The sequence below is a fragment of the Streptomyces sp. NPDC002793 genome (assembly GCF_040295485.1).
In the GTDB taxonomy this organism is placed as follows: domain Bacteria; phylum Actinomycetota; class Actinomycetes; order Streptomycetales; family Streptomycetaceae; genus Streptomyces.
The window spans coordinates 51,509-72,126 of record NZ_JBEOVL010000026.1 but is presented as its reverse complement, the minus strand read 5'-3'; the positions used below and the strand labels follow the sequence as shown (position 1 = coordinate 72,126).

Sequence of the window (20,618 nt, the reverse complement as noted above, 5' to 3'; positions counted from 1 at the left end):
AAATACTCAACAGGAGTGAAGGATTCAGGACTTCCCGTTCTCGGCCGCAGCCATGGCGGCGCGCAGACTCGCCGGGCGCATATCGGTCCAGATCTCATCGATCCGGCTCAGGCAGTCCTCCTTGCCGGCAGGCCCTTCCACCGTCTCCCAGCCCGCCGGTACCGGCTTGTCGCTACGCCAGATCGAATACTGTTCCTCGTGGTTACGGACGACGAAATAGAGCTCGTCCTGACTCTTGTGCGACACGTCCTCGCTCACGGTTCCTCCAGCGCCTGGGTGCCTGCGAACGGATAGCAGCGATACTCCGGCACGCCGTGACGGTGCGAGCCGTCGCTCTCGGGCGTGCGGATGGAACAACGGAAATCTGGAGTACTGGGGTTTGAACTCCGGGACCGGATCCCGCGTCATCGGCCGAGCACATCGAACAGCCGAGGTCCCGCTCAAGTAAAGGAGGCGTTCAACCAGGGAATGTCCTCAGTCGAACAGGACCCGGAACCAGGGCCGCGCCGACGAAGGTTACCCAGTCTCCCGGAAAACACCAAGGCCCATTCTTCTTGAACGGAAATCACGAGGCATCCGTCCGACGCCGGGGCCGGCCCCGGCCCGGTGACGCCGCCCCACCTCCGACCGGGCCATTAGGATTCCCTGATGACCGGTGCCTTCAACGGATGGACGGAACGGGCGTTTGATGTGCTGTTGCGCCTGGAGGGAGACCCCCCGCGCGAGTCGCGCGAGAACCTCCGCGGGGAGAGGGAGCTCTACGTCCGGCAACCCATGATCGCGCTGCTGAACGACGTCGCCGACGCGAACCCCGCCCTGGACGACTTCTCCGTCTGGGGTTTCCGCAAGGAGTCCTGGTGGTGGCAGCATCAGTGCGCGGTGATCCGCATCGCCCGACAGGTCGAGATCGGGCTCCGCTTCGATCTCGACGGCCTGCACCTCAAGGCGGGTTGGCACTACCCGGACCCGGGGCAGGTCCCCCGATACCGGGCGGCGGTCACCGCCGAGGACAGCGGCGCCGTACTCGCCGACCTGACGGACACCCTGCTGGAGCAGGGATACGAGATCACCGGCGACCTCATGAAACGGGTGCCACGCGGCCTGCCCGCCGACCACCCCCGCGCCTGCCTGCTGCGGCACCGCTCACTGCTGGCCGTTCGACCGCTCGCCGGGGACGATATCGCCCTCACGCCCGCCGCCGTCGACCACGCCCTGAAGGCGGCACACGAACTGACGCCCCTGCTCACCTGGTTCGGGCGTCATGTGGCGGGCTCCGCGCCCGCACCCATCTGACCGGCACGGACATCAGGGCGTCACCGCCCCGCAACGCCCGCAAACCATCGGCTGATTGAGCGGCGGTAAGTACGGTGCCGCTCTCACGGATGAGCATCGTCGCGCCCAGTTGCATCGGGAATCCACGCGTTGCGGGCACCAAGACCGCCGTCCGACCGGCGACCGTCCGCAAAGGCGCACCACAGGAGGCGGTAAAAGGTCGCCAATTCGCCCAAAACAATCGCTATAGCTGCACCATTGCAGCCCTCAGAGGCCCTTGTTACTCTGAGGCCGCTTCGATCGCCCTCCTCCCCAACCACCCCACATGGGCGTTCGTACCGACCTTCAGCTCCGCACGGCACTCCCCATGCCGCAGAACGCCCTTGCCCCAATCGGTGTCTTTATTTCTGATCAGCACGTCCTCGGTGTTGCCCATATTTCCTGCTCCCCACCGGTACCCGACTGACGGAACGGACCCCGTAGATGTCCAATGTGCACTCCGCGTCCTCTCGGCCCATTTCTTCGCTCGAAGAATACAATGCCGATAGAATAAATTTCCCCCGCTCCACCCTGCCGGAAAAGAAGACACCGTGTACGGGCGATGTCGAACTCGTTGCCACGAGTTCCCTCCTGGCTGCCGACTCCCCCAGGACGGCAGGCCTGAACGAGGACCATGTCCGGGCACTGGTCGACGTTCTGGAAAGCCTCCCGCCTCTGCTGGTGGACCGGAACACCCTGCGGGTCATAGACGGAATGCACAGACTCCTGGCCGCGCGCCTCAAGGGGGAAGAGCACGTTCGTGTGCAGTTCTACGACGGGGACTCCGACCAGGCGTTCCTGCATTCCGTCCGACTCAACGTCAAGCACGGTCTGCCCCTGAGCAGAGCCGACCGGCGGGCCGCCGCGGAGCGCATGTTCCGGACGCACCCTCAATTGTCCGACCGGGCCATCGCGGCGATCGCCGGCCTGGCCACCAAGACGGTGGCCGGCCTGCGGCTCAAGATGGTCGACGGTTCCGCCCCCGACGTCCGGGTCGGCCAGGACGGCAGGCGCAGACCGGTGAACATCGCCAGCGGGCGCCTGGCGGCAAGCCGGGTCATCGCCCTCCGGCCGGAGGCCTCCCTGCGCGAGATCGCGAGCGAGGCCGGTATATCGGTCGGCACCGCGCACGACGTCAAGGAACGGATCAGCCAGGGCAAGGACCCGCTGCCCGACAGTGTGCGCGAGAGGGTGCTCGGGATGGCCGACTCCCCGCAGGCCGGCCCTCCGTCACCGGCCACGGCCCCGCACGTCACGAAGCGTACGGTCGCCCAGGAGGCGCAGGAGGTACTCCAGCGCCTGCGCCAGGACCCGTCCCTGCGCTACACCGAGTCCGGCAGGTCGCTGCTGCGCTGGCTCGGCTCCAGCGCGGTGACTCCGGGCGAACTCCCGGTCCCGCACGAAGAGGTGCCCGCCCACTGCGCGATGAGCGTGAGCCGACTGGCCCGGTCCTGCGCCGCGGCCTGGCTCGAGCTCGCCGTCCGCCTGGAGAGCGGAACCTCCCACTGACGCTGGGCAGTTGCCCGCCACAGCACCACCCGGAGACCGAGTACACCGGCGGGGCCGCTCCGCCCGTGCCCGCCACCCACCCTGCACGCCGCCCGACGTGGGGTCGACCCGGCCGACGCCCCGGTCCGCCCCCTCAGGCCCCCGCCGTGGTCTGCCGGTCCGCGTGTCCGGAAGCAGCGCCCCGCCCGATCGACCACGTGTCTCTTCCCGGTGGGCGCCGACCACCGCCCGATCCGTTGGAGTGGATACTCATGAGCGCTGCGCAGACGGTGTACCTCCTCTGCGACCTGGCCCTGATACTCGGCCTGGCCCGCATGATGGGAGCACTGGCCCGCAGGTTCGGCCAGCCCGCGGTCATCGGTGAGATCCTCGCCGGCGTGATGCTGGGTCCCACACTGCTGGGCGAGGAGCTCTCCAAGACGCTCTTCCCCGACGACATACGGTCCCTGCTCGGCGCGCTCGCCGGACTGGGCGTCGCGCTCTTCATGTTCCTCGTCGGTATGGAACTGAATCTCGGACTGCTCCGCGACCGGGGACGGGCCACGCTCTGGACGTCCCTGTGTTCGACGCTGCTGCCGCTCGGGCTCGGCGCCCTGCTGGCCTGGCCGTTGATGTCCTCTCACCACAAGGGTGAGCCCCTTGATTTCGTCCTGTTCTTCGCCGTGGCCATGGCCGTGACGGCCTTCCCCGTACTGGCCCGCATCATCGCCGATCGCGGACTGGCGGCGACCAAGCTGGGGACGACCGCTCTGGCCTGCGCGGCGATCACGGACCTGCTGGCCTGGGCGCTGCTCGCCGTGGTCGTCGCCGTCGCCACGGGCGGGCAGATGGAATGGCGGCTGGCACTGCTGGTCCCCTACGTCGTGCTGATGGTCACCGTCGTCCGTCCCCTCCTCCGCAAGGCCAGCACGCTCGGCCCGCCGGAGCCCGGCGGACCCGTGGTGGGACGGAACTTCGTTGCTCTGGTCCTCGGCGGGCTGCTGCTCTCGGCGGCCTGCACCGAGTGGCTGGGCATGCACTACATCTTCGGAGCTTTCCTGTTCGGTGCCGTGATGCCGCGCGGCACGCAGGGGAAGCTGCGCGACGGTGTGCTGGACCGGATCGAGCCGCTGTGCGGACTGCTCCTTCTGCCCGTGTACTTCGTACTGTCCGGGCTCAAGGTCGACCTCTCCCGGCTGAGCGTGTCGGACCTCGGCGAACTCGCAGCCATCATGGTCGTGGCGGTCAGCGGGAAGTTCTTCGGTTCCTACGCCGGAGCACGGATGGGCGGTCTCGACAGCCGCCGGTCAGCGGCGCTCGGTGCTCTGCTGAACACTCGCGGACTCACCGAGCTCGTGATCCTCGGTGTGGGCCTGGAGATCGGCGTCCTGGACGACAAGTTGTACTCGCTGATGGTGGTGATGGCCGTGACCACCACCGCACTCACCGGTCCGCTGCTCAGCCTCATCCTTCCCGAGCGGTCCGCCGGTCCCGGCGCCGCCCGAACCGAGGCCAGGTCCGCACGCGTTCCGGTGGAGAAGGACGACGAGGTCACGGCTCACATGCCACCGTGACATGGCCCGCGCTGACGACGATCCCCCGCCCCCGCGTCACCTCCCTCAGCCCACGATCGGGGCCAGGTCGGGACAGAGCCCGGCATGCGGCTTCCTTCGGACTGCAAGCGCCTCTGGCCGAATCTCGCCGGACGGTCGGCTCGCAATCACGTTGAGCCTGCCGTCCATCGGCCATTCACCGCATCCGTCGTGCAACACCGGCGGCCCGAAACCGCTCGTACTCCTCGCGCCCGGGTGCCGCCGACGCCGCGAACGCAGTCCGGCCTTCCGGGCTCAGCCGAACGCGGTGTTCCGGTTCACCCCCAGCTCACGCGCCACCACGGTCACGTTCCCCACGACATCCAGCCGCGCAAGGAAACGCTCCCGCAGCCCTGCAAGATCAGCACACTCAACGCCCACGGTCCTCGCAACTCCCACAGATCGCGAGTGTCGCGAGGACCGTCAGAACCCGAGCTCACGCGCCGGGGCCCTGATGAGAGGGGTACGCCGATCCGGAACGGCGTACCCCCGGCTGGGTTCCGGCGGTGGTACGCCGTCCTGCTCTAAACGAGCGTCATGGCATAGATCTCGACGCGGGAGTCGTCCGGCAGCGAGACCGAACGGACCGTCTTGCCCCCTTCGAGTTCGGCGGCCGTACCGAAGAGCCGAATGGACGGCCCGTCGACACCGCTGCCCCGCTTGATGCGGTGCGGCATGTCGAGGACGACCGCGCTGCCGTTCGGCGCGGAGCCCGCCCAGTCGCCGAACGTCACCGGTGCCTCCGTGCTGCTGCCGTCCGTGTAGTGCACGGTCAGTGTGGTGGTCACAGGACCGTTGTGCGCCGAGCCGACCAGCCGCAGCGCACTGTGCTGTCCGGCGGGCAGCAGGAGTGCCTGCCCGCTTGCTTCGAGGAAGTTGTTCGCCGTGCCGGTGGGGTCCGGCGCGTCGTACGTCACCCCGTCCCAGGTGACCGGCCCCGCCTTGGGCAGCAGGTCGCCGTCATAGCTCCAGCCATGCCCGTCGAAGTCGCCCTCGTCGGAGTTCGCCACCGTGGCTGTGCCGTCGTGGCCGAGGTCTGCGCGCAGGTCCACCGCGCACTGCCCGTTCGCCTCACTCGCACAGGTCGTGGCGGCTCCCACCGTGACGGTGGCCTTGCGGGTGACCGAGTTCGTCCCTCGGCCCGCGACCTTCACCTCCACCGGATAGGACCCGGCCGCGACGCCCGGGGGCACGGTGATCTCGAGCGACACCTTCTTCTGGACCGGGAGGTGACCCGAATCCATCACCAGTGGTGAACGCTGTGCCGTCGTGGCCTTCCAGCCGCTGGGCACCTTCGCCGTGACCGACACGTTCAGCTTGCCGGGAGCCTGCCCGAGGACGTCCAGCGTGAACTTCGCGGTCTGTGCGGCGTCCCCCGTGGGGACGACCGCCGAGGCGGGACGCAGCGACGCGTCGACGTGCTTGCGGCTGTCGGGGGATGCCTGGTTGACGGAAGGCGGCTGGGCGCCCTTGCCCGTGCCCCAGGAGGAGGGGGAGGTCCCGAGCCGGTGGGCAAGGGTTCCGCCGTGCGCGAGCTTGTTCCAGCTCAGCCAGGTCTGGGGTACGTCCCGGCCGTTCAGGGCCACGCTCTGCACGTACCGCTTCGTGTCACTCGCTCCGGGTGCTTCGATCGTCAGCGTGCCGCCCTGGCCCTTGGTGCCGGACGCCTTGGGATAGCTGCCGATCCGGACGGTCGCCGATTCGAACTGCGGGCTGGACACGGCCAGGAAGTCGCCGCCGCTCATCGTCGGGTAGAGGCCGAGGGAGGAGAAGACGTACCAGGCCGACATGGTGCCCAGGTCGTCGTTGCCCGTCATCCCGTCCGGCCCGTTGGTGAACAGCGTCATCGCCGCACGCACCACGGTCGCGGTCTTCGCCGGGGCGCCGACCCAGTTGTACATGTACGGAGCGTGCAGGTCCGGCTCGTTGTTCGGGTTGTACGTCGGCTTGCCGTAGTAGTCGTACGGCTGCGAGATCCAGTCGTTCCGAGCGGTGCCCGCCGGGTCGGTGAGCAGCTTGTCGTGGACGAAGAAGGAGTCGAGCCGCTTCTCGGTGGCGCTCCGGCCGCCCATCAGGCTGACGAGGCCGGCCGGGTCCTGCGGTACCAGCCACTGGTACTGGTATGCGCCGCCCTCATGGAACTGGTGCGCCGCCTCGACCGGGTCGTAGGGCGTGAGCCAGGTGCCGTCGGCCGTCCGCGGCCGGAACTGCTGGATCGAGGAGTCCCACAGGTTCCGGTACCACTGGCCACGCGCGGCGAACATCTTGGCGTCCGACTTGTGTCCGAGCCGGTCGGCCATCAACGCGAGCGACGCATCGGCGGCGGAGTACTCCATCGTCGCCGAAGCCGGGTGCTTGCAGTCGTTGTCGCCGCCCTTGTCCGCGCAGTCCTTGCCGAGCTCGAGACCTGACGGGATGTAGCCGCGCTCGGTGTAGTGGTCCGATCCCGAGCGTCCGTTGTACGGCGAGTCGGCTGGCGGGGTGCTGGTCGCGTTCTTCTTCAGCAACGCGTAGGTCTCTGCCTCGTGTCCGGCGAGCAGTCCCTTTGACCATGCCTCTACGAGGAAGGGCGTGACCGGGTCACCGGTCATGATGTTGGTCTCGCTGTTGGCGAGCGCCCAGCGGGGCAGCCAGCCGCCGTCCCGGCCGGCCGCGACGACCGACAGCGCGACGTCCCGGGCGACCTTCGGCGCCAGCATCTGCAGCAGCTGGTTCTGCGGCCGGTAGGTGTCCCAGAGCGAGAAGTTCTGATACGGCGTGTAGTCCTTTGCCGTGTGCGTCTTGTTGTCGAACCCCTGGTACATGCCGTCGACGTCACCGGCGAGGTTCGGGTGCAACTGGCTGTGGTAGAGCGCGGTGTAGAAGGCCTTCTGCCGGTCCGCCGCGCCTCCGCCGACCCGGATGGAATCCAGCTGCTTCTTCCAGGTGTCCCGCAACGCCGCACGCGTGGCGTCGAAGTCGAAGGACTCCTTGGTCTCCGCGGCCAGGTTCTTACGGGCGCCCTCCACACCGGTGTAGGACAGCCCCACCTTCAGGACGGCATCCCGGTCGGTGGTCGCGTCGAAGGTCACCCAGGCACCGTTCTGGCCGTCTCCCTCCGCGTCGCGGGTACCGGGCTCGGGGTCTGCGCCGTCCCACGTGCCGTAGGCCTTGAAGGGCCGGTCGAAGGTGGCACTGAAGTACACCGTGTGCTCGTCGTGTCCGGCACAGAAGCCCCCGGCGTGCACCCGGCCCTCGATGGTGCGGTCACCGACGACGTGCACCTCGGAGTCCAGCACGGACTGGTTGGCCTTGCCCGTGTTGAACAGGACGTTGGCCGAACCGGTGGAGGGGAAGGTGTAGCGCTGCCACCCGGTGCGCTCGGTGGCGGTGAGTTCCGCGTCGACGTCGTACTTCTTCAGCCCCACCCGGTAGTAGCCGGGACTGGCCTGCTCGTCGTCGTGGCTGTACGGGGAGCTGTAGGTGTTCGGGTCCACGGAGTCGACCGCACCCGTGGTCGGCATGATGGGCAGCTCGCCCATGACGCCGCAGCCGACGCCGGACAGGTGCGTCTGGCTGAATCCGTAGATCGAGTCCTGCTTGTAGTCGTAGCCGCCCTGGCCGCCGGTGTCCGGACTGACCTGGACCATGCCGAACGGCGCGCTCGCCCCGGGAAAGGTGTTGCCGAAGTTCTGGGTTCCGACGAACGGATTGACCAGATCGATCGGTTCCGCGGCCGCGGCGGCGGCGGGCTCGGCGATGCCGAACACTCCGCCACTCACGAGTACGGCGGCCATCAGACCGGCTGTTATACCGGAAGCACGGGGACGGAACGGTCTGAAAGCAAACCGCATGGGGTATTTCCCTTCGAGTCCTGCTCAACTGACAACGTTGTCACATTGTTCGTTCGCACCATAATCCCCGGCCGCCCCGGATGTCACTGGGTGGAGCGGGGGCAAATTCTGACGCACTGCATCGATTCTCCGGAGCGGGGCGTCGACAAGCGACCTGCCTGCCCTGGCGCGAGGAACCGCGCGACGGCTTGGGCCGAGACCTCGTCGGGCACGTCGAGGTACAGGGTGGGATGGAATCCCCAGGCCCGGAGCGCCAACCGGTGGCCGCTGGCGAGCGGAACGATCACGTGACACCCGAGATCCGGCTCCGCCGGCTGCTGAACGCGGATCCGAGCCAAGTCGGCGGAGAACGGAGTGAGGTTGAGCAGCTGCCGCTGCCAGGTCCGTCTGATCAGGTGCGCCGTACAGCCGGGTGTGGCACTGCCCGCACAGGGCGATCTTCGTCAGGAGATACTCACGATTCGAGTCGCGAGTCCAAGGCACCATTCGGTGGAGCATCACCTTCTTCAACGCTTCGTGGGTCGCTCGGCCCCACAGCCCTCACAGGGCCTTACGCGTTCCCATCCTTGCCGAGTTCCGGCTTGTGCTGGTGCGTCAGGTAGCCATGCGCCTCCCGCAGGTTGACCCGATCTTCGTTCGGGACGAAGAGGTCGTGGGTTCGAATCCCGCCGTTCCGAAAGCTGAAATACCAGGTCAGAGGGTTCAGTGTGAGAGTTGCACTGGCCCCTCTGACGTTGCTGCGTGCTCGTGATCGCCCTCGAAAAGGCCGTGCATGACCACGACCCGGCCTGGATCACAGCCCGGCCTGGATCACGGGGCTGAGCTGCTTCCGGTGGACCTCTTCAGCAACGGAACGGTCACCTGTCCTGGTTTCGGCGCCGAAGCCCCCCGATCTGCCGCGTGGGCAGTCAGTGGACGGCGTCGAGCCGGGCTCGCTGATCAACTGTCAGCTCCACGTCCACCGCGGCCAGGTTCTCCTCCAGTTGCGCCAGTGACGACGCCCCGGCCAGCGGGATGACCGGCAGCTCGCCGCCGATCTGCCAGGAGAGGACGACCTGGTTGACGGTGGCGCCGGTCTCCCGGGCGACGGAACGCAGCTCGGCGAGCCGGGCCGGGGTGCCCGGGTGGTCGTAGTCCGGCGGCAGCGGCTTGTCCTCGCGTACGTACGCACCGGCGAGCAGCGGTGAGTAGGCGACGAGGGTCAGGGCGGGCTCGGCCCGCAGGTAGCCGAACAGTTCGGGGCCGGCGTGGCCGAGGCTGCCGTCCGGGAAGAGGTCGCTCGGCACGTCGAACCGGGGGCGCAGGTGGCTGTGTTGGTACTGGAGCACCTCGTATCCGGGCAGCCCGGCCGCGGCGGCCAGCGCCCGGGCCCGTTCGACCCGCCACATCGCCTGGTTGCTGGCGCCGAGGAGTCCGACCGTACCCTCCGCGGCCAAGGCGCCGAACCCCTCGACGGTTTCCTGCTGCGGTACGGAATGGTCGTCGATGTGCGCGTACAGCAGGTCCAGCTTGTCGACACCCAGCCGTTCCCGGCTGGCCTCGGCCGCTTCGCGGATCACCTTGGCCGACAGACCCTCCGGGTTGTCGGCGAAGCCGGTACCGGGAGCCAGGGGACGGGCGCCGAGCTTGGTGGCGATGACGATCTCGTCACCGACACCCCGGCTGCGCCGCCACCGGCCCAGGACGTTCTCGCTGTGACCGCCCTGTCCCCCGTCGGTCCAGAAGGCGTAGTTGTCGGACGTGTCGATGAAGTTCCCGCCCGCTTCGACGTAGCGGTCAAGAAGTGCGAAAGAGGTTTTCTCGTCGGTGAGCGAACCGAACAGCATCGCGCCGAGCGCGAGCACGCTCACCTCACGCCGGTGGGCAGGGTCGGTGCCTATGGTGCGGTATTTCATGGTTGTCCTCCCCTTCGGCCCGGTGGTCCGGGCTCGATGAGGAGTCTGCATTTTGAAGTGCACTCCAGGTCAAGCGTTCCGGGCCCCCCAGGGACGGAATCTCCTGGGGGCCGCCCCGGCGGCGGACGTCAGCCCACTGCCGGCAATGGCCTGACAAAGGTCAGGCCCAGGCGTTGTCGGTCAGCACGCGTTCGATGCGGGTGATGCCGAGTTCCTCGCGGATGACATCCTCCCCAGGCGCTCATCGCCGCGCAGCACTGCTCATCCGGCCCTGCCCAGAGCTGGGCCTCTCTCAGTTGGTGCGGCCGGACGCAACTCCTACAGTGATGGCAGACGCAGCCCTACCCGGAAAATGACAGGCGGACCTGACGGTTTGCATTGTCGCGATTTGTATCCACCAAAATCCGTTAAGGCAACCCGATGGTACCGAGCCGCCACGGGGGATCGATCATGCTCTGACTGGGCCCGAACAAATCTGGGGACCAGTCGGCCGACCCAACAGGCCGTCCCCTCCTCAAAGGCAGCCACCTCCAGTTGCTGGCCATCCTGACGAGTAGAAGCCAACAGTTGGGTTGCCTCCGGCAGATGGCGCCATCCGGGCATCGCCGAGAACGCCGAGACGACGAACCCCTTGCCGCCCCCGTCGCCTCTGATGCTTCGTGCCGTGCGCTGCACGATGTGCACCTCAGTTCGAACATGCACGATGGTCATCTCATAACATGCTGATTGATCGTGCTTGGCTCGGGCTACTGCGAACCGGGGGCTGTTGCAGCATGGGTTACACGATTCCTGAGGGCGTCGACACGATGCTCGATGTTGTCGGAGTGGGCTGGCCCAACGTCGATGAGGACGCCTACCGCGACATGGCGGATGCGCTGCGTGAGTTCGGGGACGATGCGGACGACGACGCGTACGCGGCCTATCAGCACATCCAGAGGCTGCTCGCCAGCGGGCGCAGCGAGTCTCTGACCGCCTTGGACAGGCACTGGTCGAAGGTTCAGGGCAAGCACAAGGACCTCGCGAAGGCTGCGCGACTCGTCGCGGGTGCGCTGGACCGGGTGGCGGACATCATCGTGGCCCGGAAGATCGCCGCAGTGGCCGAGCTGGCGGATCTGTGCGCGACGGTGGGCATCACTCTGGCGTTCGCGCCGGTGACGGCGGGTCTGTCGGCTCTTCTGGCGGGGGCGAAGATCGCGGCTACGCGTATCGCGTTCAAGCGCATCTTGAAGGAGATGGCTGAGGCTGCCGTGTCTGAGATCGTCGCGACGCTCACGGAACCGGCGGTCGCTGCGATCGAGAACATCGTGGCGGACCTGGCCGTCCAGACCGCGCTGAACGTCGCCGGCGTACAGGACGGCTACAACAGGGACCAGACAGTTCAGGCAGGCAAAGACGGGCTTCAGCTCAACTCGGTGGGCGGGGCCGGAGGCCCGGGGCCCTTCGGCAACCTGGATATCGACCATGACGCGCACAGCAAAGCCGGGACACGCCTGGCCGGTGTGCAGATCAACATGCGCCAGAAGACTGGCGGCAAGCTCGGCAAGGCCAAGGGGCACCACGGCCGCGCCAAAGGCAAGGACTCCCTGACCGCCGCGCTCGACACGACGATCGACGGGGTGGTGGAGAAGCTCGGAAAGGCGCTCGGTGACCTCGGTGATCACGTGGGCAAAACGGTGCCCGATGGCATCACCAAGAGTTCCAAAATCCACAAGGATACGGATCACGACATCCGTGACGGCCTCAAAAGCGTCCAAACCAAGGACGCCAAGGGCCACGATGGCCGTCGTGGCGCGCCGCAGGATCGGCCGAACCGCGAGCACGGGGACAAGCGCGTCAAGCCCGCTTCACTCGACGAGGTCAAGGACACCCCGCGTCGGCATGCCATCGCGCTGGAGAAGAAGACTTGCAAGAACGACCCGGTCGACGTCGCCACAGGCGAGATGACGCTGCCCCATACCGACCTGGCACTCCCCGGAACCCTGCCGCTCCTGTTCCGGCGTACCCACCTCTCCACGTACCGATACGGCCGCTGGTTCGGGCGGAGTTGGGCATCCACCGTCGATGAGCGCATAGAGCTGGATGCCAGAGGCCAGGGGGCATTATGGGCGCGGGAAGATGGATCCGTTCTCGTCTACCCGCGTTTGCCGTCCCCGGACGACGCGGAGGGTGTTCTACCCGTGGAAGGGGCTCGTCTGCCGCTGACCTACGTGGGTCAGGACAACGCCTCCACGACCTACCGCATAACAGATCCGTTCTCGGGGACCACCCGGCACTTCGTCGGCAGCCCGTACAACGAGTCCCCCGCGTACTGGCTGAACGAGGTCGAAGACCGCAACCACAACGGCATCACCTTCGTCCGACGCGATGACGGTGCTCCGGTCCGGGTTGTACACGACGGCGGCTACGAGGTCAGGCTGCGCGTGGAAAACGAACGCGTGGTCGACCTCTCGCTGCACACGCCGAAGGGGCCAGTCACCGTGTGCCGCTACGGATACGACCGTGAGGGGAATCTCGATGCAGTAATCAACTCCTCCCGTCGTGCCTTGCGGTTCACCTACGGCCCCGAGGCCCGCATCACCTCCTGGACCGACCGCAACGGCTCCACCTGCAGGTACGTCTACGACGCCCAGGGCCGCGTCGTGCGCACCATCGGACCCGACGGCATCCTGTCTTCCACCTTCGTGTACGAGGAGCTCACCGGAACGGGCCACGGCGGCCGGATCACTCGGTACACGGACTCAACCGGTGCCACCTCCGTCTTCCGCATGAACGAGGCCCTGCAGGTCTTTGCCGAGACCGACCCGTTGGGCGCCACCACCTCCTATGCGCACGACGAAGCCGATCACCTGCTGCAGCGGACCGATGCCCTGGGTCGCAGCACCACCTTCGAGCGCGATGAAGTGGGAAACCTGGTCGGTCTGGTGGCCCCGGACGGGGGACGGAGCACCGCGACTTACAACGACATGAACCTCCCCGAGGTGATCACCGAACGCGGTGGGATCCAGCGCCGTTATCGCTACGACGATCGGGGGAACCTGGTCGCGGCCGTGGGAGCGGCTGGGGAACGGACCGAATATGGGTACACGCGGCAGGGGCACCTGAATTCTGCGCGCGATGCCTACGGTGCCACTACGCAGGTCGTCACGAATGCTGCTGGCCTCCCGGAGCAGATCACCAGGCCTGATGGCGCCACCGCCACCTGCACCCGGGATGCATTCGGGCGTGTCACAGAGGTCACTGATGCCATGGGCGGCCTCGTTCGTCAAGGTTGGAGCGTGGAGGGGAAGCTCACTTGGCGCGAACTGCCCGACGGAAGCAGGGAAGAGTGGGAGTGGGACGGCGAGGGCAACCTCCTGGCGCACACCGACCGCATGGGCCGGACCACGGCCCACACGTCGGGCCACTTCGACCAGCGGCTGAGCACCCGAACCGGAGGGGACAGCAGCTACCGCTTCACGCATGACACCGAACTGCGGCTGAGGGGGGTCACAAATGCCCAGGGCCTGGTGTGGCAGTACGCCTACGACGCGGCCGGTCGGCTCGTCTCCGAGACCGACTTCGACGGCCGTACTCTGACGTACGAGCGAGATGCGCTTGGGTATGTCGTGCGCCGCACGAACGCAGCAGGCCAGAGCCTGACGTTCGACCGGGACATACTTGGCCGGGTCACCCGGATCAGCGGGAGTGACGGATCAGCATCAGTGTTCACGCACGATGCCGATGGCCGCGTCGCACGCATTGAGAACGCCCACTGCTCCATGGTGCTGGAGCGGGATCCCTCGGGGCGCATCGTGACTGAGACCGTCAATGGTGAGGCCATGAGGTTCTCCTATGATGCACTCGGCCGACGCATCGGTCGGCGCACCCCGTCGGGAGCCGAGAGCAGCCTTGAGTACAGCAAGTCCGGAGTCGCTTCCTACACGGCCGGCGACCATGCCTTCCGGTTCGAGCGCGACAAGCTCGGCCGCGAAACCGCCCGGCATATCGGCGGAGATCTGGAGTTCAACCAGGACTGGGATCCCGTGGGCCGTCTCGGTCACCTCTCTGTCGCAGCCCGGCACACCTCCGTTCTTGACCGGAGTTTCACTTACCAGGCCGACGGCGTCCCCACCGGCATCGACGACAGCCTGACCGGGCAGCGTACCTTCTTGTTGGACTCCGCCAGCCGAGTCAAAGAAGTCCAGGCGGACGGGTGGAGCGAGCAATACGCCTACAACGCCGCCGGTGACCAATCCCAGACTGCCCTGGCTGCCCGGGCTCCAGGCCAGTCGGCCACAGGAGAGCGGCTCTACGAGGGAACCCGTATCACCCGAGCCGGCCGTACCCGTTACACATACGACGAACAGGGCCGAGTCACGCTGCGCAGGACAAGAACGTTGAGCGGCACAGTTCTCGCCTGGCACTTCCAGTGGGACCCAGAAGATCGCCTCACTGATGTGCGTACCCCTCAAGGAGTGCACTGGCGCTACCTCTACGACCCTCTGGGCCTCGCACCGGCGATCAATCACTACGCATACGTCCCCAACCCCCTGGTGCTTTCCGACCCTCTGGGGCTGGCCGGATGCACGGCGGATCCCACGTGGGGCGGGCAGGTTCGGTGGACCCTCGATGACCACGGCCGTCCGTACGAGATGAACGCCATCGTGACCCGGAACATGCTTGACGAGGGCACCGACGCACGCAACACCATCATCCCGCCGGGCTACCAGTCGGGAGTGGGACAAGCCCGCGGGCACATGCTGGCCAATCAACTCGGCGGTTCCGGGGATGAATGGAAAAATCTGTTCACCATCTCGCAGAACCCGACAAACACGCCGTGGATGAGTATGTTCGAACAAAGAGTATACGACGCTGTCGCGGATGGTGACGTTGTCACATACAACGTCTACCTGGAATACGTGAACGATGACCCGGACTCACCGCCGAAGACGATTCATCTCGAGGCCTTCGGCCACCGGAAGGGACCAGATGGAAAGCTCCGGTTCGACCAGGAGGAAATCCGCTCCAACCCAGCTCACGACGAACCTCGCCCCTGACACTTCCCCGGAGTCACCATGACCACCCTGACCGCCCTGACCGCTGTCTGCCCGCCCCCTGCTTCACCTCCCTCAGCCCCCGATTGGAGCCGAGTCGAGACAGAGCTCGGCACCCGGCTTCCCGAGGACTATAAGCAACTCATGGCCACATATGGTCCTGGGGAGTTCTGTAATTTCCTCTCTCTGCACTATCCGCACGCCCCCCGCGAAGCGGCAAGTCTCACCGGGCCTATGCCCGCGCGGCTTCGGCAACAGATCGAAGAAGTCAGGCACAATGCCCGACAGCCCTGGCCCCTGCCCCACCCCCCTGAGCAACTCTTCGCCATGGGGGTCACCGGGAACGGTGACTACCTCTTCTGGGTCACCCAGCCCTCGGACAAGCCGGACGCGTGGGACGTCGCGGTCAACCAGGCGCTGCGCGCGCCCTGGTACACCTTCGCCGGAACGCTCACCGAGTTCCTCCTCGCGGTCGTCAGTGGCGCGATGCGGGTCCCCTTTTTTCCCGGGGACCTCCTCGACAACGGGCCCACGTTCACCCCCGCCCGCCCGATCGTGGAGCCGACCACCCCAACCGACCAGCAGGGCTCCATGAACCCGGCCGAAATCCGCGCGTGGGCCCGCGCCAACGGCCGTTCACTTCCCGACCGCGGCCGCATCCCCATCGAGATCATCGAGGCCTGGAAGCGGGCCAACGCTGTCTGAGCCACGACTGAACGGCCAGGGTCGTCGTACACCTGTCGCATGTAGCGTCCCCGCAGTGCCGGCAGGGTCATGGCCTTCAACCCAGATGCGATCCACGACGGCCGGGAAGCCGGGGAACTGGGGTGCCACTAGCGGATCGTGCGCATCGGGCGATCCGTTGTGCGTGACGTGCTGGTCGACGCCACCGAAGGGCGCTTCGGTGCGCTGCCCTGTTCCCGGGTCCAGTACTGGGCCGACTCCTCGCCCGGCTGCACGCCGCGCGCATCAGCGATGCGGACCCTGATGCGCGATGAGCGACTGACCGCCGCCGTCATCGCCATGGCGTGCCCGGGCGCGTCCCACGCGCCCGCGGATGCTGCCCGGCACCGGAGTCCCAGCGATCAAGATGATCGGGGGATCTGCCATGCATCTGAGCCGCGTGAAGGTGAGCGGTCTGCGCGCGAGCGCAGAGACTCCCATGAGCTGTGAGCTTCCCCGCAGGTTCAGCGTGCCGATCGGTGCGAACGGTGGTTCGGTTCAACACGCGGCGGGCCCTGACGCCCTGCTGCGGGTTGGCGTCGACCGTGCCCACGTCGAGCAGGGCATCGGCCACGAAGCCCTGACCGGCCGTTTGCGGCCGGTGACACGGTCCTTACCGGCACCCGTATACCGACAGTGACGACCCGCACGGTCGCGTCTCCGCGGGCCCCTCCGGCGCTGGGGTGGCGACGTACGAATTCCAGCTTCGGATCAGGCTGGTCGATCGGAGGCATAGCGGGCGAGCGTGGTCTCTACCGCTTGCTCGACGGCGTAGCGGATGTCGGAGGCTGTGGGGTTCCAGTCGGTCAGCAGCATGCGGGGCCACAGGACGTAGTTGGCGATCATCCCGAGGAACTGGTTGGCGGCGCTCTCGGCGTCCGGAACGTCGGCGTTTCCGGCCTCGTGCTCCGACTCCAGGTAGCGCTGGACAGAGGTGAAGTAGGGCAGCTTGCCGAGCTGGAACTGCATCCGTCCCAGTTCGGGGAAGCGAGGCAGCTCGGCGATGACGATGCGGAACAGGGCTGTCATGCCGGGCCGGCTGATCAGGTCGGCGTAGCGGTGGCCGATGGAGGTCAGGCCGGAACGCAGATCTCCGGCCTGAGGTCGCGCCACGGCGTCGGTGGCGTCACGCTGCCATGACTCGGTGACGATGGCCTCGAAGAGGGCTGCCTTGGTGGGGAACTGCTTGAACAAGGTGGACTTCGAGACTGCCGCCCCTTCGGCAATGCGCGCGAGGGACGTGCCGTCGTAACCGTGGTTCAGGAAAAGGTCCGTGGCCGCGGAGATGATCGCCTCACGCTTTTGCTGGGCGAGACGGCGGTGGTGTGCGGAGAGCTCTGCTGCCATGCGTGCAGTATGCCCTGGATCCGAGGCGAGTCACTTGACTCGCCTCTTCGAGGCTGCCTACGCTGCAATGAAAAGGCGAGTCAAGTGACTCGCCTCTTATAGCGGTGCCTGATGTCTCTCCGGTGCCGTGTGATGAGGGAGTAGCGGATGACTGCCGACAGGATCGCTTTGGTGACCGGTGCGAACCGTGGTCTGGGCCGGAGTACGGCTCTTGCGCTGGCGGCGCACGGGGTGCGGGTCGTGGTCACTCATCGCGGTGATGTGGCCGGGGCCGAGGAGACGGAGCAGCACGTGCACGCTGCGGGTGGGACCGCCGCTGTCGTGCGTCTCGACATCAGCGACGTCTCCTCTTTCGGAGCCTTCACTTCCGAGCTGAGCGGACTGCTTGAGCGCTGGGGGGCTTCGCGGCTCGATATCGTGGTCAACAACGCGGGGGTGGGTGTCTTCGGCCCACTGGAAGCTGTCACGACCGACGACTTCGACACGGTGTTCGGCACGAACGTTCGGGGCACGTTCTTCCTCATCCAGTCGCTTGTGCCGCTGCTGGCGGAAGGCGCGCGCGTCATCAACGTCTCGTCGTCGTTGACTCGCCACACCAGCCCCGCGACCTCCGTCTACTCCGCCTCAAAGGCCGCCGTCGAGGCCCTGAGCCGCACTCTGGCCGCAGAACTCGGCCCCCTGGGTATCCGGGTCAACAGCATTGCCCCGGGGCCGACCGCCACCGACTTCAACGGCGGTGCCATGAGGGATGACGCCGGTATGCGCCAGGGGCTGGCCGGGCAGACCGCGCTTGGCCGCGTCGGCGAACCCGAGGAGATCGGCGACGCCATCGCCACGCTGGCCTCCGGCGGCCTGCGCTGGATGACCGCCCAGCGCATCGAGGTCTCCGGCGGTGCCCTCCTGTGACCGACCGTGCGGGTCTGTTCCGGGTCACGGGCAACGGCGCGCCGGATTCATTCCGCACCAGTCTCGTCTTCATCCAGCTCCGACGCGTCCGGGTCGCGCAGCGGGCGTAGAGCGCCGGCGGCCGGGACGCCGGCGGTGGAGCTGTAGCGGCCGAGTAGGTTCAGGTTGCGGTGCTTGAGCGGGGAGAGCCGGGCGATGTCCTCGTCCCGGATCTCGTGGCCCTCGGCGCGGAGCTGGGCGACGGCGGCGTCGATGTACTCCGTGGTCCACAGCACGATGGCGTTGAGGACCAGGCCGAGCGCGCCGAGCTGGTCCTCCATCCCGTCCCGATACGCCTGGTGGATGGTGCCGCGCTTGCCGTGGCACACGTCCCGGGCCAGCTTGTGGCGGGACTCCTGGACGGTGAGCTGCCGGTTCATCTGCCGGCGGTAGGCGTCGTCCACCGGCTCCACCACCCGCAGCAGGTGCTCGGTCTTGGCGATCCGCCCGTACTCGGCGAACGCCGCGCCGAGCGGGGTGGTTCAGGGCCCGGTGCAGCTGCTCCAGCACGCACACCACATACGCGTCCCGGTCCACCGCGCCCTGCGGCAGATCGGGGTTGGCATACCACCGCCTTGCGCCACGCCGGCGGCACGAGCTTGTCGTCCACCTCGCGCGGCAGCAGCGGCTTGACCTCCGTCTTCCTCCTGGCCAGTGCCGGAAGGCCCCGGCCCTCGGCCAGGACGCGTTTCCCGGCGCTCGCCGCGTCCAGTGCCTTCTACTCGCCCAGCAGCGCGAGGAACGGGGGTGCTTGGTTCGGTTCACGGCCGGGTCGGCCCGCCGGGTGTTTCGGGGCCGACGGAGAGAACGTGATCGACGGCTGCGTTGAGGGTCTCGATCTCGGCGATGAGGGCGGATTCGCGGGTAGGCAGGGCGCGTTCGAACGAGAGTCCGTTGAGGATGGTGAGAAGGAACCTGACGTGGCGAGTGTGGTCTCCCGGGGGCAGTGCGCCTTCCTCGGCGAGCACGGTCAGCCAGTGTTCGACCCGGCGCTCCGCCTCCCGCTCGAGGCGGAGGTACGCGGCGCGTACCGGTTCGGTCGCCTCGGGCTCGATGAAGTTCCGGTACGTGGCGCCCCATGCGGTTCGCGCGTCTTCGTTGGTGCCGGTCAGGGCGAGAACCTGCCGCAGGCAGTTGAGCAGCCGTTCGCGGGGCGCCAGGGTCTGATCCCGGATCGGGTCGCCGGGCAGCAGGTGTTCGTAGATCCGCTCGAGCAGGCTGTCCTGCAGCGCGCGCTGAGTGGGGAAGTGGAACCTCAGGGAGCCGATGCTCACTCCCGCACGCGCGGCGACAGCTCGCACGCTCAGCTTCGCCGCTGCATCCTCGGCGATCATCTCCGCAGCGGCCTTGAGGATCTTCTCGCGTGTTTCCATGTCCCGCTCTCCTTCGCTTCTCCCAGCGCCTTTCACTGTACTAGCACGCCGTACTAGTACAGTGTGCTAGCGTCTCCACTAACACGATGTACTAGTGGCGGTGCGGCCGATGCGCTCAGGAAGGGCGGATCATGGCGTTGAAGCAGTGGGCGGCGTCAAGGCGCCTCAAGCCGGGCGACGGCAGAGTACTGCAGCGGTTCCGCTGGTGGCAGCTCCCCGTGCGCTCCCTGTTCTGGTTACGGCTTCCCGGTGACGGCGGGCAGGAACGCCAGCACGCCGTCGACGTACGGCACTGGGCGCGGTTGGACAACAGCAGGATCCGGGCGCATCTGTTCCTGGACGGCAGGCATGTGGCCGAGTCGAAACTGCCCGCACTCTTCCCTGTCGACGGGGGCCTCATCGAGGTGGCGATGAGCAGCTACGGCGTCAAGCGCTGCCACTATCGCCCCTGGGGCGGACAGCCGTCTCAGCTCACGCCCGACCCTGCCTCGGCGGAGGGGCGGAGGGCGCGCTTCGGTGCCCGCCATCCGGGACTGAGCCGGGCGGTCGCCTTCGGATCGGCGTTGCTGCTGGTCATAGGTGTGGGACTGAACCTGTTGCAGCTCGCCGAACCCGTCTCTCACATCCCCCCCGTCACACAGCGGGTCGGAACATTCGTGTCGCCGATACACCTGCCGATCTGGCTGAACCTCGCACTGGGGGGCGGGGCCGTTCTGGCGAGCATGGAGCGCGCACTCCGCCTGCGGTACTCCTCCCTGCTCGACGCCGCCGGTCACTGACTCATCGAAGCGAGGAAGGCGCGACCACGTCACCCCTTTTCGGCCGGCCTCTCGCGCGACCGGCACGGCCAGGGTGCAGGGAATGTCACACGTAGGACGAAAGGAAGATGATCATGATCCGGTTGAGGCCATGGGCCGCCGCCAAGTACGGGGCTGCGTTCGCCACAGCCCTCATGGTCCTGACGGGGTGCTCATCCGGCACCTCGGGACTACGCAGCACAACCGCAGCGGGCGCGTCGGCTCCGGTCCCCTCCCCGGACCCGCTCACTTGGAGCACGTGCGGGAAGGACTTGCAATGC

At 67.3% G+C, this 20,618-nt stretch carries 12 protein-coding genes and 1 pseudogene; 7 read left to right on the top strand and 6 right to left on the bottom strand.

The genetic code is table 11. The features are described from left to right. Window positions 1-24: 24 nt before the first annotated feature. Entirely contained in the window at window positions 25-258 is a 234-nt protein-coding gene (locus ABT001_RS23980) for an MbtH family protein (protein WP_351281002.1), read from the bottom strand. A 390-nt stretch (window positions 259-648) separates the two neighbouring features. Between ABT001_RS23980 and ABT001_RS23975 the strand changes: the two genes are divergently transcribed. The 3 genes from ABT001_RS23975 to ABT001_RS23965 all read left to right on the top strand — a co-directional run bounded on the left by ABT001_RS23975 (window position 649) and on the right by ABT001_RS23965 (window position 4,373). Beyond that, the gene (locus tag ABT001_RS23975) at window positions 649-1,293 is read left to right on the top strand and encodes a DUF2461 family protein (protein ID WP_351280999.1); all 645 of its coding nucleotides are present in this window, start codon (window positions 649-651) and stop codon (window positions 1,291-1,293) included. 732 nt (window positions 1,294-2,025) lie between these two features. Then, entirely contained in the window at window positions 2,026-2,820 is a 795-nt protein-coding gene (locus tag ABT001_RS23970) for a hypothetical protein (RefSeq protein WP_351280996.1), read from the top strand. A gap of 251 nt (window positions 2,821-3,071) precedes the next feature. Next, window positions 3,072-4,373, top strand: a complete 1,302-nt coding sequence (locus ABT001_RS23965; protein ID WP_351280993.1) for a cation:proton antiporter — start codon at window positions 3,072-3,074, stop codon at window positions 4,371-4,373. 542 nt (window positions 4,374-4,915) lie between these two features. On the opposite strand, the gene ABT001_RS23960 is transcribed toward ABT001_RS23965, so the two are convergent. Together ABT001_RS23960 and ABT001_RS23955 are read right to left on the bottom strand one after the other, a co-directional pair. After that, complete coding sequence (locus ABT001_RS23960; RefSeq protein ID WP_351280990.1) at window positions 4,916-8,167, bottom strand: GH92 family glycosyl hydrolase; 3,252 nt, start codon at window positions 8,165-8,167, stop codon at window positions 4,916-4,918. Window positions 8,168-9,132: 965 nt separating this feature from the next. Further along, window positions 9,133-10,119: an aldo/keto reductase gene (locus ABT001_RS23955; RefSeq protein WP_351280988.1), complete on the bottom strand. Its 987-nt coding sequence runs from the start codon at window positions 10,117-10,119 to the stop codon at window positions 9,133-9,135. Window positions 10,120-10,892: 773 nt separating this feature from the next. Here ABT001_RS23955 and ABT001_RS23950 point away from each other — a divergent pair. Continuing rightward, window positions 10,893-15,155: a DUF6531 domain-containing protein gene (locus tag ABT001_RS23950; protein ID WP_351280985.1), complete on the top strand. Its 4,263-nt coding sequence runs from the start codon at window positions 10,893-10,895 to the stop codon at window positions 15,153-15,155. Window positions 15,156-15,173: 18 nt separating this feature from the next. After that, window positions 15,174-15,857 carry an Lsr2 family DNA-binding protein gene (locus ABT001_RS23945; protein WP_351280982.1) on the top strand — a complete coding sequence of 228 codons (684 nt, stop codon included), beginning with the start codon at window positions 15,174-15,176 and terminating at the stop codon, window positions 15,855-15,857. 729 nt (window positions 15,858-16,586) lie between these two features. On the opposite strand, the gene ABT001_RS23940 is transcribed toward ABT001_RS23945, so the two are convergent. Further along, a complete protein-coding gene (locus ABT001_RS23940) occupies window positions 16,587-17,222 on the bottom strand; it encodes a TetR/AcrR family transcriptional regulator (protein ID WP_351280979.1) in 636 nt (211 codons plus the stop codon). A 147-nt stretch (window positions 17,223-17,369) separates the two neighbouring features. Here ABT001_RS23940 and ABT001_RS23935 point away from each other — a divergent pair, with 147 nt between their 5' ends. Continuing rightward, the gene (locus ABT001_RS23935) at window positions 17,370-18,128 is read left to right on the top strand and encodes an SDR family NAD(P)-dependent oxidoreductase (protein ID WP_351280976.1); all 759 of its coding nucleotides are present in this window, start codon (window positions 17,370-17,372) and stop codon (window positions 18,126-18,128) included. A 47-nt stretch (window positions 18,129-18,175) separates the two neighbouring features. Here ABT001_RS23935 and ABT001_RS23930 read toward each other — a convergent pair. Both ABT001_RS23930 and ABT001_RS23925 read right to left on the bottom strand, forming a co-directional pair. Next, window positions 18,176-18,643, bottom strand: a pseudogene (locus ABT001_RS23930) (Tn3 family transposase); the annotation flags it as partial. A 285-nt stretch (window positions 18,644-18,928) separates the two neighbouring features. Beyond that, complete coding sequence (locus tag ABT001_RS23925) at window positions 18,929-19,540, bottom strand: TetR/AcrR family transcriptional regulator (protein ID WP_351280973.1); 612 nt, start codon at window positions 19,538-19,540, stop codon at window positions 18,929-18,931. A 131-nt stretch (window positions 19,541-19,671) separates the two neighbouring features. Between ABT001_RS23925 and ABT001_RS23920 the strand changes: the two genes are divergently transcribed. After that, window positions 19,672-20,319, top strand: coding sequence for a hypothetical protein (locus ABT001_RS23920; protein ID WP_351280970.1), 648 nt, complete (start codon window positions 19,672-19,674; stop codon window positions 20,317-20,319). Window positions 20,320-20,618: the final 299 nt, after the last annotated feature.

Coding starts and splice junctions, on each gene's coding strand:
- ABT001_RS23975 (WP_351280999.1), top strand. CDS start 649: ATGACCGGTGCCTTCAACGGATGGACGGAACGGGCGTTTGATGTGCTG.
- ABT001_RS23920 (WP_351280970.1), top strand. CDS start 19,672: ATGGCGTTGAAGCAGTGGGCGGCGTCAAGGCGCCTCAAGCCGGGCGAC.
- ABT001_RS23935 (WP_351280976.1), top strand. CDS start 17,370: ATGACTGCCGACAGGATCGCTTTGGTGACCGGTGCGAACCGTGGTCTG.
- ABT001_RS23950 (WP_351280985.1), top strand. CDS start 10,893: ATGGGTTACACGATTCCTGAGGGCGTCGACACGATGCTCGATGTTGTC.
- ABT001_RS23960 (WP_351280990.1), bottom strand. CDS start 8,167: ATGGCCGCCGTACTCGTGAGTGGCGGAGTGTTCGGCATCGCCGAGCCC.
- ABT001_RS23955 (WP_351280988.1), bottom strand. CDS start 10,119: ATGAAATACCGCACCATAGGCACCGACCCTGCCCACCGGCGTGAGGTG.
- ABT001_RS23940 (WP_351280979.1), bottom strand. CDS start 17,222: ATGGCAGCAGAGCTCTCCGCACACCACCGCCGTCTCGCCCAGCAAAAG.
- ABT001_RS23970 (WP_351280996.1), top strand. CDS start 2,026: ATGCACAGACTCCTGGCCGCGCGCCTCAAGGGGGAAGAGCACGTTCGT.
- ABT001_RS23925 (WP_351280973.1), bottom strand. CDS start 19,540: ATGGAAACACGCGAGAAGATCCTCAAGGCCGCTGCGGAGATGATCGCC.
- ABT001_RS23945 (WP_351280982.1), top strand. CDS start 15,174: ATGACCACCCTGACCGCCCTGACCGCTGTCTGCCCGCCCCCTGCTTCA.
- ABT001_RS23965 (WP_351280993.1), top strand. CDS start 3,072: ATGAGCGCTGCGCAGACGGTGTACCTCCTCTGCGACCTGGCCCTGATA.